The sequence below is a fragment of the Flagellimonas sp. CMM7 genome (assembly GCF_021390195.1).
Taxonomy (GTDB): Bacteria; Bacteroidota; Bacteroidia; order Flavobacteriales; family Flavobacteriaceae; genus Flagellimonas.
In genome coordinates, this window is record NZ_CP090003.1 from 2,083,372 (window position 1) to 2,097,732 (window position 14,361).

Sequence of the window (14,361 nt, forward strand, 5' to 3'; positions counted from 1 at the left end):
ATATGAAAACGAATTTTAAACATTTTTTTGGCCTTTTGACGATTGCACTTTTGATTTTGTCCTGTGAACCTGAAGAGGTGGTAACCCAAGTAGTTGTTGAAACGGTTGCAGGAGCAGAACAGACCATTGCAGATTTACCCTATGCCAAAAGTGGTTTTGTGGCCTCCTCAATCTTAAGTACACCCACATCCTTTTCATATTTCACGGATTATTCTTCGGATTTACCCTCAGGAGCTATCGATTTGACTACGAATACTTCCAGCTCCTTTAGTCGTTATTTTCCGAATACCATTTATAAATTTCTCGCTTTTGGACCTTCTTTGGACACCGAAAATCTAGAATTGAACAGGTATGCCGTTGATGAAGAAACCAATAAGATAGTAAGAGCTGGAGCCATTCCCTTAAGCGCAAATCTTAGCCAGGTCTTGATTCTAAGTGATGATCTAGGGGTATATACCATATTTGACACCCAAAGTCTTTTCCTTTTCAATCCTACGACTATGCAGTTTATACAAGAAATACAAATGCCTGAGGCCTTTGCCCCCAAAGACCTAGGAGATAGTCAGGCGAATTCGTATTTCCACATCATTCATAGACCACAGGACAATAGAGTATTCCTTCCTTTGACCTCTAATTCACCTGTGACGCCCCAATTTTACGAGGGCACTGATATATTTGTTGAGGTGGTGAATCTCAACACCCTTTCTTGGGAAAAAACAGCGGTATTCAATGGAGCGACATATCCTTTGACTCGCGGAATGGAAAATCCGCTTGTTGATGAACAAGGCAATATTTTCTTGCTTACACAAGGACAATACAGTCTTGACTTTCAATTTGGCCCAACGGCTCCACCCAGTTCAAGACCTCAATTTTTAAAGATTCCTGCCGGAAGTACCGATTTTGATACAGATTATGCTTTTAATCCAGTAGACGCTTTAGGGTTTCAAAACTCAGTGGCCCAACTCTGTACAGGTTCTATTTATGATGCTAACGGTATCGCATATGCTGCAATGACTGCTGAAGCAGATGTTCCCAGGGTAAATGAACTTTTAGGCTTACTTGCTACAGGAATGATAACTGATGCACAGTTCAATGAGTTGGTTGGTTTGGTTACCAACAGCCCAAATATGAAATGGACCAGAATTGATTTGAATGCGCAAACTGCTGAGACCATTGCGGATATTACTTCCACAGCAGGCTTTACGTATCCTTTTTCATACAAGGCAAATGGAAAGTTCTATTTTCAAGTTTTTAATCCTACACAAGCAGTAAATGGATATTATGAATTTGACCCAGCTACAAATAGTAGTAGTAACATCTATAATGTATCAGCTGGTGGTGTGACCACACACCTATTTATATTACAAGAATAAGAGTTTAGTTTTAGGAGTTAGTCTAGCTTACCAAGCCCCAATCGTTAAATTGGATTGGGGCTTTTTATTTAAACTTCAAAAGCCCCAATTTTTCCTTTACCCCTTCTTTATCAAGATTTGAAATGAGGTCAATAACATTAGGATACCAATTTTCATGATACCTAAGTTCAGGGCGCCGTAACTCAGAAATGGCATCTTCTTTTGACCAATTTTCAAAAACCACACGATATGCGGCCATTATGGCTCCTGTTCTATCTGAGCCATGCCAACAATGTACCAGCACAGGCTTTTCTGCTGAGTTTATAGCCCTCAATGATGTTATCAAATCAGCCTCGGTAAGTTCAGAAGTCTTTAAAGGAATGTGCGTCAATTGTAGCCCGGAGCCCTTTGCTTTCTTGGAGTCATCTTTGTTTCTACGGAAGGTTATGGCTGTTTTTACACCAAGAGATTCCAATTTCCTAAAACCCTTTTTGCTAGGTTGTTCTGAGCGGAACACCGAATCATTAAGGGCATACAATCTTTTGAAATGTTTCGATTGTATTTTATGTAACTTAAAATCTTGGGCTTTGTCTTGACCAAAGCTTACTGGGCGCGCAAGAATCAAGGTGATAATACAGACTATTATTAAGTTACTTTTGATATACATCAGGTATTAGCTTTTTATGGAACTTGGCACAACACCGAATTGCTTTTTAAAAGCGGAGCTAAAATGTTGTGGATTTTTATAACCAACCATTTCAGAAATTTCAGTTACGGATAAATTGTTGTGCAACAACAGGTTTTTAGCTTTTTGCATTTTAGCATCACGGATATAACCAAATACTGTCTTACCATAAATATTTTTGAACTCTTTTTTAAGTGTACACTCATTAGTACTTACCATTCTAGCCAGATCAGGTAGACTAATAGGGTCGTTTAATTTTCCAATGATAATATCACGGGCCAAATGCATTTTATCAATCATTGTTCTGGATGTATCAGAATTTGAGAAACAATATTCACATTGTTGCATTTGATCTAACTGTAAAAGCAAAAGTTCCATCACCTTGGATTCCAAAAAAAGCCTACGATATTCATTTTTCCAATGACAGTTGATAATATCATTGATGATTTGGAACATTTGGGGTGTTATGGGGTGGTTATGAGAACTTATGGTTCCTAGTTCTTTATTTTGTATTAATTTTTTGAAAAAATCAAATTGCCCATTGGTAGGAAGGTATTGCTCAAAGAATACTGGTTTTAGATTGATTTCTAAGAAGAACATTTCCTTTGAATTCCATTCAATTTTACCACGAAAATCGTTCCCGTAAAATATGTTATGACTGTTTGGACCAATCAAAAAACCTCCATCTAAAGTATCCATTGATGTAGAAGAGTTTCCCTTAATGGCAAAGTGCATCTCTACCGTTTCTTCGTCAAACTCAAAAAAAATTGTGGTCTTCTCCGCAAAACGTCCACTTCCATAACTAATTTTAAAATTGTCAAGCGCTATTTCCTTGTACCAACCATTGAACTTTTCATAGTCGAACGTGAACTTAAACTCACTAGTACCGGCATTGTCTATATGGTATTGTTGCTGGCCAGTCTCAAAAATAATTTCCTCTAAGTCCTTTAAGTATAATTTCACCCCCATTATTATTCCGTTTTACGTAGGTTTTATTCCGTTTCGCGTAGTCACTATTTACAAGCGCAAAAGTATTTTTACGCTTTAAATTTAGTTATTTATAATTAATCTAAATAATAACAGCCAACTTAAATACGCATGAATTTCAAGAATCTAGCACTTCTTTTCTTTACTCTTTTATCATTTGCAGGGATTGCCCAAGAAAATAGACTTACAGGAACAATTTCAGATACCGATGGAAATCCCGTTCAAGGAGCCAACATTCGCTTGTTGGAAACAACAAAAGGGGCCTCAACGGACAATCAAGGTAAATATGCAATCGAAGGTGTCGTTTCAAAAACGTATTTTATCGAGATTAGTTACCTGGGATACCAAACTCTTGTCAATCAGATAAATGTATCTCAAAATGCACAATCTTCTTATGATTTTGTTCTGGTGGCATCCTCTAACCAGTTAGACGAGGTGGTGGTTTCTGCTGCAAATAGACGTTTGCAGAATATTCAAAAGACAGAGGCTTCAATATCGGCGATAGGGACTAAGGGCATAGAACAGTTACAAGTAAAGGAATTTGGTGAATTAAGTAGTATAGCCCCAAATTTTAACACTTATGATGATGGTGGTCCTGGTATTTTCACCATTGTAGCCAGTAGGGGGATTTCCACTATTGATGTAAATCCTACAATGGGAGTCTATGTGGATGATGTACCCTATTTTTCCACTTTAGCCTATCCGCTGGCTTTGGCGGATGTAGAGCAGATAGAAGTACTTAGAGGACCACAAGGAACACTTTATGGAAGAAATGCTTTGGCAGGGGTTCTTAAAATTACCACGAAGCGGCCTACTAATGAACTGTCAGGTTATGCTACGGTTGGTTATGGGAATTTAAACGCTAAAGAACTGTCCTTTGCCCTTAATGCCCCATTAGTAGAAAATAAATTATTCTTTAGAACAAGTGCCAAGGTTGCAGAGCGTGATGGGTTCGTTACCAATGAGTTTAACAACAAAGACCTACAAAATAGAAAAGCGTTAAACGCAAATTTCCGGCTAAAATATTTTGCCAATGATAATTTATCCATGGCGCTCCGTTATAATATTCAACGAAGAGAATCCAATGCGTATGCCTTTGCCTTGGCAACCCCAGATAATTCATTACAAGACATTCTGGAAAACAGTCTCTATAAATTGAATTTTGATGTAGATATTTTTCAGGAGGTGCTTACACAAGACGTTGCATTCACCCTAAAATATGATTTTGAAAAGTTTACTCTTAATTCAATTACCTCCTATCAAATTACTCAACAAGAATCTTTGGATGAATTTGATTATATGCCATTTGATATACAATCAGCCCGTAGGCCTAATAGTATTTATGAGAACTTCGCGCAAGAACTGCGGCTAAGTTCTTCTTCGGATGCAAGCCTACAATGGACAGCTGGTGTTTTTCTTTATCAAAATAAAGAAGAACGAGAAGATATTCGCAGATTTGGAAATGATATTGGCTTAGCTGCTCCTGATTTTGCACCCCTTGCACCTTTTAACCAAATTGAATTGCCTATTGCGGACAGAAAGGGAATCGCAGTGTTTGGTCAAGCCACATATGGCATCTCCGATAAGCTTTCAATCACTGGGGGTATGCGTGCCGACTATGAAGAAGTTGAAGCCAGTGTAGTACGTACTTTTTCAAATCCGGTATTACCAGGGAACAGTTTTAGTGATGACGCAACTTTTGATGCGCTTTCTCCAAAAGTGGCTTTAGGATATGATGTAAATGACAATGTCTTCTTATTTGCCAATTATGCAAAGGGTTTTAGGCCAGGAGGTATTAATACTTTCGTTACAGACCCCGATGCTGCACCTTTTGAACCCGAAAAATCATCTAATTACGAAGCGGGTGTAAAAACCAATCTTCTGAACAACAGATTAAAGTTGAACCTAACAGGGTTCTTTATAAATTACAAAGACCAACAGGTATTTACGGTACTAGATTTAACCAGTTTTATAATTGGTACGGACAATATAGGTGAATCCAAAAGCTACGGACTAGAATTGGAAAGTAAGTGGGTCGCTGCCAAAGGACTCGATTTCACACTTAACCTTGGTTATCTAAATACTGAAATAACAAAGTACAATCCAATAGACTTCAACACCGGTGAAGAATTGGACCTTTCAGGGAACAGCCTTCCACTAGCCGCAGAGTTTAATGGTAATATGAACATTAACTATAAATTACCCTTGAACAAAAAGTTCAATTTAGAAACCAGTCTTGATTACAATTATCAATCAGATTTCTTTTTTTCAGTAGATAATGATACCACACAAGATGGGTATGGTCTGTTAAATGGAAGAATAGGGTTCACATCTAAGAATTTAGACCTTTTCGTATGGGGAAAGAACATTACTGACGAAGCTTATTATAGCTATGGTTATGGCGTAGGTGGCTTTAACGCGGCTTCCTTTGGGCTGCCTCAAACATATGGTGTTACACTCACTGGTAAGTTTTAAATAATATGAAAATAGTTGTTTATATCATCCGATTTTTATTGGCTTTGATGTTCATCTATGCAGGAGTGGAAAAATTGTTTATGCCTTATGACCAATCAGTTTTCCGAGCTGATACGGCAGAGGCAGCCGAAGAATTCTTTATGTTTTATGAATTTCTGCAGGCATCGGGATATCTGTATTTCGTAGGCTTTTTTCAATTGCTATGTGGAGCATTATTGGTATTTAAGCGCACTTATTTACTGGGAAGTGTCATGTTGGTTCCGTTGATACTTTGCCTATTAATGACGCATGTTTTCTTTTCAAAATATATGCAGTTCATCATTTTCGACCTGGTATTCTTTCTGTTGAATTTAGTAGTGCTTTTTAGTAGGTATAAAGAATGGCAACCTGTATTGCTTAAAAAACAAAAAGGGATAATTTGAAAGTACGAGAATGAAAAAGAACATTGCCATATTCGAAGGAAACAGAGCCAATAACTACGATGATTTTGCAGTAAAGTGGATTCCCAACTACGATTATTATATCGATATGTTGCCAAAGCTGCTGAACCACACAGACGAAAAGAACGCCCTGATAGTGGGCTGTGGCACGGGCAATGAGATGAAAGCCTTGGCCGAATCTTCAGAGGACTGGTCGCTCACCGGTGTAGATCCTTCCCCGGAAATGATTGCCTTGGCCAAGGAAAAATTAAGAGCTTTCAGTACTATCGAATTGTTTACGGGCAAGCTCGAACACTTTAAGAACACTACTTTTTTCAATGCAGCAACGCTATCTCTCGTCTTACACTTTATAAAATATCCGAAGGATAAATTGGCATTGTTACAGCAAGTCGAAAAACGTTTGAAACCCGGCTCTCCATTCATAATTATGGGGATTTTTGGGAATGGCGAACAGTTGAGAACCAATTTGGAAGTACTCGAACTTTTATTGGAAAACACAGTAGCCCAAAAGGAAATCGATGAACGTTTCACAAGGATAAAAAAAGAATTACATCGCACAAGTGAAGAAGAATTAAAGAAGTTATTGGTTCGTGCTGGCTTTAAGCCACCGACCCGTTTTTTCCAAACCTCTATTTACAGTGCTTGGATAACTCATAAAATTGATTGAAATGAAACTAGAAATCAACAACTTATCAAAAACCTATTCGAATGGTGTACAGGCCCTGAAAAATGTTTCTTTAACCATTGAAAAAGGGATGTTTGGACTTTTAGGACAAAATGGGGCAGGTAAGTCTACCTTAATGCGAACCATAGCCACTTTACAAGATCCGGATACCGGGGAAATTGATTTCAATGGCATCAATGTGCTAAAGAACCCCGAAGCATTGAGAAAAACCTTGGGGTATCTCCCCCAAGAGTTTGGAGTATATCCCAATGTAACCGCAGAAGAATTACTCACACATATTGCGGACATGAAGGGCATTGTGCATAAAGGGGAACGAAAAGATACCGTAGCCGCCCTCTTGCAAAAAGTAAACCTTTACGATGTTCGGACGAAGAAACTGGATGGCTATTCAGGAGGCATGAAACAGCGTTTTGGAATTGCTCAGGCTTTATTAGGCAATCCCCAGCTCATCATAGTGGACGAACCTACTGCAGGGCTAGACCCCATGGAACGAAACCGCTTCTATAATTTACTTTCGGAATTGGGAGAAAATGCAGTGGTTATACTATCTACCCATATTGTGGAAGATGTGAGTACACTCTGTACGGATATGGCCATTATTGGTAATGGTAAAGTAGTGCTTACAGGTAAACCTGATGAAGTTCAAGAAGTGATGCGTGACAAGTTATATGAAGTACCCATTCATAAAGAACAATTAACGGAATATCAGGAGAAGTACAATGTCATATCGCAACGTTTCTTTTCCGGTAAATTGATGATAACCGTTTTAGCCGACGAATTGCCTGCTGGTGAATTTGATGCCAAATCCCCTTCATTGGAAGATGCCTACTTTAAAATTTTAAGCGAGAGTTAGAATGAAGACAATATTTTCCATCATAAAAAATGAACTTAAACAACGTTTGTTCAGTTGGGTTACGCTGATCTTCTTTATAATGCTGGTCTTTCAGGCAATTTGGTATACCAAGGGTTCCTTTGACTATTTCGCGAATGAAGGGGTTTTAATGAATGCTAGTAGCATTCTATATCGCAACTATGCTGGTATGGGAATGTTAATGATCATTATCATCGCCATTGCTACAGGTGGTGTTCTCTACAAGGAAATAAGATACAAGTCAGCTCAGTGGACTTATGCCATGCCCATTAATGACAAACATTTTTTTATTGGGAGATTTTTAGCGGCTTTTCTGTATCTAGTAATTCTAAGTACTGGGTTGATTGTGGGACACCTTTTAGTGCCCTATTCCGGTATTGGTGAAGTCAATCGTTTTGGACCAGTACAATGGGGACCTTTATTGCATGGCTGGATCATGTTTACCGTCCCCAACTTGTTTTTTTATGTTGCGCTTGTATTTTTTTCGATTGTCTTTACAAGACGAATAGCCACGAGTTATTTGGCCGTTTTTCTAGTGGTCATTATATTTTTAATTGCACAAACTTCTTTTGAAACAGGTGGCGGTGATAATCTGATCGCCTATATTTTGGCTGATTCCGGTGGTTACGTAGCTGCACAACATTATACAGATTTGTTGACCCCTGAACAGAAAAATACCGATTACTTTGAACTGTCGGGATACATACTGCAGAACAGGTTGCTTTGGTTTATAATTGCCTTGATACTTGCTGTTGCCGCATATTTTAGGTTCTCTTTTAAATATTTTGTACAAGCAGGGGTAGATAAATCCAAGAAAATAAAGGAAAGTAAAAAAGAAGTCTTTACAATTCAAACAATAAAAATGCCCGAGATTATAAAACAATTTCGCATTTCAGACTTTCTCCGAAAATTATGGTCCTTATCAAAACTTGAATTTTTGAATATAGTTCGGCCTACTTCATTTAAGATTATTCTGGGAATTATTTTATTGATGATTTTTTTACAGAATGTAACTTGGAATGCAACTTATTACATAGGTAATGAGCTGCCCATTAGCAGTAATATGACCTATTTCCGTTTGCAATGGGGTGTATTTGTCAACATGTTGATTATGATTTGGGCAGGAGAACTTTTTTTTAAAGATAAAACGGTCAATATTTGGCAGATTACCGATTCGTTGCCGGTACCCGTCTGGGTAACCCAACTTTCGCGCTTTGCGGCCGTAGTGGGTCTTGCTTTTGTGCTAAGTCTAAGTTTTATTTTTATATCGGTATTTACCCAAGTTTTGCTAGGCGGGGCTTCTTATATTGATTTAGGCAGATTTGCCGAAGATTTACTTTTATATAGGTGGGCTTTTCTAAATTTTGTGCTCTGGGCATCCCTGGTATTTTTTATAGGTGCTTTAAGTGGACAACGGATTCTTACCCATCTCTTATGTGTGGGTCTGTTCCTTTTTTTGATTGTTTCCTTTGATATGGGTATTATAGAGGACTTGCGGATAGGTTATGGCTTCACCCCGGGAATTGAGGATTATTCGGAAATAAGTGGGTATGGTATTTTTCAGCCTGCAGCCAATTGGTTCTTCTTTCTTTGGTTGGCACTGGCAACAACCTTGGTAATGGCTGGAATATGGATATGGAAACGTGGCTCTGATAAAAAATGGCGCAATCGCCTATCAATTAAAAATATGCAGCTTGGCTATATCCCAAAAGTAGTAATGCTTGTATGTTTTGGTCTTTTCTTTGTTCTAATGTCATTCATAACAAAAAATGTTTATGACAATGGAAACTTTACACCAGAAGCTGAGGAAGAGCGACTTGATGCCGAATATGAAAAGAAATACAAGTATTTAGAAACTCTTCCCCAACCAAAATATAAAACAGTTGATATGAATATTGACCTTTTCCCTTCGGAAAGAAAAGCTAGTTATTCGGCTAATATCACACTGTGCAGTGAAACAGGAATAGACACGCTGTTCCTAAACTTGAAAGACTTTACAACGGTTACCCAAATAAAACTGAATGGGCAAGAATTACAACTTGTTAAGGAGGATAAAAATCAAAACTTTACAGCATATCTTGTTCCAAAGATTGTTCAGGTGGATAGCTTGCTCCAACTTTCATTGGAAGGAGTAAAGCAATACGAAGGTTTTACACAGAATAATTTCCAAGCAGATATTACGTACCAAGGAAGCTTTGGAAGCGTGCAAGATTTTTTGCCGGTAATCGGTTATGATAGCGATAAGGAACTTTTGGAAAACCGAAAGCGGGAGGAACAAGGATTGAGTAGATTAAAATCCAGGATGGCGCAAATTAACGACCCATTTGCACTTGAACAAAATGCTTTTTCAATAGATGCCGATTTGGTAAAGGGAAGCATTACCATTAGCACAGAAGCTGTGCAATTACCTTTCGCTGCTGGGGAATTAAAAAAAATAGAAACAAAGGATGGTAGAACCATTGCCTATTATGCAATCAATACTCCCCATGTCTTTAATTGGCACATAGGTTCATCGGACTATGCGGTCAAGAAAGATGTAGCAAATGGTATCAATTATTCTATCCTCCACAAACCGTCACATGCGTTTAATATAGCGTTGTATCAAGATGCCATTAAGCAAGGGATAACCTATATGCAAAAACAATTCGGGACGGAGGCAGTAACTGATAAACTTCAATTAGCAGAAATCCACCGTTGGCAAGATGCTAAATATGCCTTTGCGAATACCATTGCGCTTTCAGAAAAAGAAGGTTGGGTGGCAAACGCAGAGGGGCTTCAAGAGAAAGCCTATATCTATCAGACCATAGGAAGCGGACTGGCCAGTTTATGGGTGCAAAAAGAACTGCCTGTTGCAGATGTGCAAGGTGCTGATATGTTCATCTTGGCGTTGCCAGAAGCCGTAGGATTGAGTTTTGTAAAAGAGACTTTAGGACAAGAAGCCGTAGAAATGCTTATCCAAAAGAAAATGGATAAATATGGCAAAGACAAAAACAATGAGCCCAATACGGAACCTACCTTGTTGTATGCAGATGGCACAGATTATTTGGAAGAAAATAAGGGAGCTGTTGCACTAAACCAATTGCAAAACATAATTGGTAAAGAAAAATTCAATAGCATTTTGTCGGAGTTTGTAAAAGAGAACTCGGGAGGCCCTAAAGTATTTATTGATTTGTACCAAAAGTTATTGAAGGAAGTTCCAACATCTAAAAAGGAAGAGGTTAGGCTGCTTTTTGAAACTGCCGAAAAAGTATAGCCTTTTTTAAATCTCTCCATAAATAACTATTAAATGAACCGTATGAAAAAATCAGTTTATAACATATTGATATGGCCCATTTTTGTAGCTCTAGTTACATTAAGTTAGCAATAAAAATGCACAGTTTGTGTACTCTTTTTATTGAAGCCAAATGATGTTTGATGGTTTCAAATTTTATAAAAAACGACACAACATTCTGAAAATAAAATAATTTTGGATTTTTACATGGAGCTAATTGGGAAACTAGCCGGCAAGAGGTCACCGGTTCGAATCCGGTATTCTCCACCAAGTAAAAAAGCTTCCAAGAGATTGGAGGCTTTTTTATTTTTTCATAACAAGTACTACGCCAACCCTTTTCAAGGAACTGATTTATAGGTATTTGACAAAGTTAATTTAGCATTGTTGATAACGGTGTGGAAAAACTTCAAGATTTTCAGGAGGAACAAGACCAATAAAAATTGACCTTTACGTCTCGCTTCTTTTAGAGCAATTTTAATCACAAAATATCATGGAAATTACCCACGTCATCAAGAGGGATTTTGTCACGAAACCCTTCCAGCTAGATAAGATAACAAATGCTATTCTAAAAGCCATGACTGCTGCAAATCATGGAGATTTTATGGATGCAGAGCGTATTTCAGGTAATGTTTATACAGCACTTTTGGAACGAAAGCAGTTTGATGAAAGCTATGTGCCTACCGTAGAGGAGGTGCAGGACTTTGTTGAGAACAAGCTGATGGAAAACGGTTTTTTTGACGTGGCCAAGGGTTATATTCTATATCGAAATGAGCAAGCTCAAAAACGGAAGACCAATATTTTTGAGAAGCGCATTAATCTAAAACCTTATGAATACCCAGCCCTGTATGAATACGTGCCAGCTATTCGTCATTCCTACTGGATTCATACCGAGTTTAATTTTACAAGTGACATTCAAGATTTTAAGACACGTCTCTCGGAAACTGAGCGTAGTGCCCTAAAAAACACTATGCTGGCCATTTCTCAAATAGAAGTGGCGGTAAAAACATTCTGGGGAGATATATACCATAGAATGCCAAAACCTGAGGTGGGTTCAGTAGGCGCAACTTTTGCTGAAAGTGAAGTTCGCCATCATGATGCATATTCTCACTTACTTGAGATTTTGGGACTTAATGAAGAGTTCAAGAACCTCAAGAAAAAACCGGTCATCATGAAGCGGGTACAGTACTTGGAAACAGCGCTTAAAAACGCAAAAAGTGACGATAATAAAGAGTATGCAGAGTCTGTTTTGTTGTTCTCCCTATTTATTGAGCACGTATCCCTATTCTCACAGTTTTTGATCATCATGGCCTTTAATAAGCACAAGAATATGTTTAAGGGCATCTCCAATGTTGTAGAGGCTACATCTAAGGAAGAGCAGATTCATGGTGATTTTGGTATTGATGTCATCAATATTATCAAAGACGAAAACCCAGAGTGGTTTGATGCCGATTACCATAATATGATACAGGAAATGTGCAAGGATGCATTTATAGCAGAAAGCGAAGTGGTAGATTGGATTTTTGAAAAAGGCGAGCTTGATTTTCTGCCAAAGACCCTGGTGAACGAGTTCATAAAGAATAGGTTCAATAATTCCCTTGAAAGTATTGGGATTGATAAAATATTTGAGATTGATGAGACATTGTTAACCAAGACAGAATGGTTTGATGATGAGATTATTGGAACCAAACATGGCGATTTCTTCGTAAAGCGCTCCATCAACTACAGCAAAAGAACACAAAGTATAACCAGCGACGACCTTTTTTAAATGAACGATCAAAAACATACCTTAAGTACAGAAACATCGACTACTATTTCCGAAAGCGAACAACTTGTCAATGCAAGGAAAGAAGCACTAAAAAACCTAAGCAAACAAGACCAAAAAGGGTTTGAATGGCTTACTGAACACAGCCGAAACTTCTTGGCTTCAGGATATTTAACTGAAGGGGTAAGTGCAGAACAACGCATCCGCGAAATTGCAGATAGAGCTGAACAGTTATTACAGATGCCTGGCTTCTCTGATAAGTTTTACGGTTATATGTCTCAAGGGTTTTTCTCCTTGGCATCACCCGTATGGTCTAATTTTGGGAAAGAAAGAGGGTTGCCTATCAGTTGTTTTGGTTCTCATATCGATGATGATATGGGCAACATCCTATATACCCAGTCAGAAGTTGGGATGATGTCTAAACTGGGAGGAGGTACTTCGGGATATTTTGGAAAGATCAGACATCGTGGTGCTGAGGTAAAGAACAATGGTCAAGCATCTGGAGCAGTGCATATTATGCAGCTTTTTGAGTCTATGGTAGATGTAGTCAGTCAAGGATCTGTTAGACGAGGTCGTTTTTCTCCTTATTTACCGGTTGAACACCCAGACATTTCAGAGTTTTTGGAAATCGGAACGGAAGGTAATCCCATTCAGGAGTTGACCCATGGGGTTACAGTGACTGATAAGTGGATGCAGGAAATGATCGATGGAGATACAGAAAAACGCTCTGTTTGGGCAAAGGTATTACAACGAAGAGGAGAGATGGGCTACCCATATATTTTCTTCAGTGACCATGCAAATAATTCCGCTGCAGATGTTTATAAAGACAAACAGCACACGATCCATGCAAGTAATCTGTGTACCGAGATTATGTTGCCATCAAATGACGAATGGTCATTTGTATGTGTACTGTCGTCGGTAAACGTATTGCATTATGACAAATGGAAGGATACTGATGCTGTGGAGACGATGGTATACTTTTTAGATGCTGTTATAACGGAATTCATTGAGAAATTGGAAGCTTATCGTGATTCTTCAAACCGTGAGGATCGCCAAACCTTTCTTTTTATGGAAAGAGCCTACAACTTTGCAAAAGATAACAGAGCACTAGGACTGGGAGTATTAGGGTGGCACTCATTGCTTCAATCTAAAATGATGCCTTTTAATAGTCAAGAAGCGTATAATTTAAATAATGAAATCTTCAGGAGCATCAAAACAAAATCCTATAGTGCATCTGAAACATTGGCTAAAAAATTTGGAGAACCAGCTGTTCTTAAGGGTTATGGTAGACGTAATGCTACCTTAAACGCAATTGCTCCAACTACTTCTTCAGCTTTTATTCTAGGGCAGGTATCACAAGGAATAGAACCCATATGGTCCAATATTTATGTAAAAGATATTGCCAAGATCAAAACCACAATAAAGAATCCATTTTTAGAGCAACTTTTAGAGGATAAAGGGGAAAATACCACTGAGGTTTGGCGAAGTATACGTGATCAAGACGGTTCGGTGCAACATTTGGACTTTCTTACGCAACTTGAAAAAGATGTGTTTAAAACCTATTCAGAGATTGATCAATTGGATATCATTTATCAAGCTGCCAATAGGCAAAACCATATTGATCAAGGACAGTCGGTAAACATTATTGTACACCCAGATATGCCAGTGAAAGAAATTAATAAAATTCATGTAACTGCATGGAAACTAGGGTTGAAATCACTTTACTATCAGCATAGTATGAACGCAGCACAGAAATTTAAACAGAAAAAAGATTGTGCTAGTTGCGAAGCTTAAATAAAGTGTAGCGTCCTTTTTTGTTGGAAAGCGTAGTTA

Annotated in this window: 10 protein-coding genes; 8 read left to right on the top strand and 2 right to left on the bottom strand. The window is 38.1% G+C overall.

All coding sequences use genetic code 11. From position 1 onward, the window contains the following. Positions 1 to 2: 2 nt before the first annotated feature. Complete coding sequence (locus LV704_RS09505) at positions 3 to 1,373, top strand: hypothetical protein (RefSeq protein WP_163420610.1); 1,371 nt, start codon at positions 3 to 5, stop codon at positions 1,371 to 1,373. Between the two features lie 64 nt (positions 1,374 to 1,437). On the opposite strand, the gene LV704_RS09510 is transcribed toward LV704_RS09505, so the two are convergent. Next, positions 1,438 to 2,019 (bottom strand): dual specificity protein phosphatase family protein, encoded by a 582-nt coding sequence (locus LV704_RS09510; protein WP_163420609.1) that lies wholly within the window; start codon positions 2,017 to 2,019, stop codon positions 1,438 to 1,440. 6 nt (positions 2,020 to 2,025) lie between these two features. Beyond that, entirely contained in the window at positions 2,026 to 3,006 is a 981-nt protein-coding gene (locus tag LV704_RS09515) for a helix-turn-helix transcriptional regulator (RefSeq protein WP_163420608.1), read from the bottom strand. Between the two features lie 129 nt (positions 3,007 to 3,135). Here LV704_RS09515 and LV704_RS09520 point away from each other — a divergent pair, with 129 nt between their 5' ends. From LV704_RS09520 to LV704_RS09550, 7 genes are all read left to right on the top strand, one after another. Beyond that, the gene (locus LV704_RS09520; protein ID WP_163420607.1) at positions 3,136 to 5,499 is read left to right on the top strand and encodes a TonB-dependent receptor; all 2,364 of its coding nucleotides are present in this window, start codon (positions 3,136 to 3,138) and stop codon (positions 5,497 to 5,499) included. Between the two features lie 5 nt (positions 5,500 to 5,504). After that, positions 5,505 to 5,921, top strand: coding sequence for a DoxX family membrane protein (locus LV704_RS09525; protein WP_163420606.1), 417 nt, complete (start codon positions 5,505 to 5,507; stop codon positions 5,919 to 5,921). 10 nt (positions 5,922 to 5,931) lie between these two features. Next, positions 5,932 to 6,606: a class I SAM-dependent methyltransferase gene (locus LV704_RS09530; RefSeq protein WP_163420605.1), complete on the top strand. Its 675-nt coding sequence runs from the start codon at positions 5,932 to 5,934 to the stop codon at positions 6,604 to 6,606. Between the two features lies 1 nt (position 6,607). Further along, a complete protein-coding gene (locus LV704_RS09535) occupies positions 6,608 to 7,477 on the top strand; it encodes an ABC transporter ATP-binding protein (RefSeq protein ID WP_055395266.1) in 870 nt (289 codons plus the stop codon). Between the two features lies 1 nt (position 7,478). After that, positions 7,479 to 10,748 (top strand): hypothetical protein, encoded by a 3,270-nt coding sequence (locus LV704_RS09540; protein ID WP_163420604.1) that lies wholly within the window; start codon positions 7,479 to 7,481, stop codon positions 10,746 to 10,748. A gap of 508 nt (positions 10,749 to 11,256) precedes the next feature. Then, a complete protein-coding gene (locus LV704_RS09545) occupies positions 11,257 to 12,531 on the top strand; it encodes a ribonucleotide-diphosphate reductase subunit beta (protein WP_163420603.1) in 1,275 nt (424 codons plus the stop codon). After that, positions 12,532 to 14,322 (top strand): ribonucleoside-diphosphate reductase subunit alpha, encoded by a 1,791-nt coding sequence (locus tag LV704_RS09550; RefSeq protein WP_163420602.1) that lies wholly within the window; start codon positions 12,532 to 12,534, stop codon positions 14,320 to 14,322. Positions 14,323 to 14,361: the final 39 nt, after the last annotated feature.

Bases quoted from the DNA above. Each gene is read 5' to 3' on its own strand.
- LV704_RS09505 (WP_163420610.1), top strand. From the start codon at position 3: ATGAAAACGAATTTTAAACATTTTTTTGGCCTTTTGACGATTGCACTT.
- LV704_RS09510 (WP_163420609.1), bottom strand. From the start codon at position 2,019: ATGTATATCAAAAGTAACTTAATAATAGTCTGTATTATCACCTTGATT.
- LV704_RS09515 (WP_163420608.1), bottom strand. From the start codon at position 3,006: ATGGGGGTGAAATTATACTTAAAGGACTTAGAGGAAATTATTTTTGAG.
- LV704_RS09520 (WP_163420607.1), top strand. From the start codon at position 3,136: ATGAATTTCAAGAATCTAGCACTTCTTTTCTTTACTCTTTTATCATTT.
- LV704_RS09525 (WP_163420606.1), top strand. From the start codon at position 5,505: ATGAAAATAGTTGTTTATATCATCCGATTTTTATTGGCTTTGATGTTC.
- LV704_RS09530 (WP_163420605.1), top strand. From the start codon at position 5,932: ATGAAAAAGAACATTGCCATATTCGAAGGAAACAGAGCCAATAACTAC.
- LV704_RS09535 (WP_055395266.1), top strand. From the start codon at position 6,608: ATGAAACTAGAAATCAACAACTTATCAAAAACCTATTCGAATGGTGTA.
- LV704_RS09540 (WP_163420604.1), top strand. From the start codon at position 7,479: ATGAAGACAATATTTTCCATCATAAAAAATGAACTTAAACAACGTTTG.
- LV704_RS09545 (WP_163420603.1), top strand. From the start codon at position 11,257: ATGGAAATTACCCACGTCATCAAGAGGGATTTTGTCACGAAACCCTTC.
- LV704_RS09550 (WP_163420602.1), top strand. From the start codon at position 12,532: ATGAACGATCAAAAACATACCTTAAGTACAGAAACATCGACTACTATT.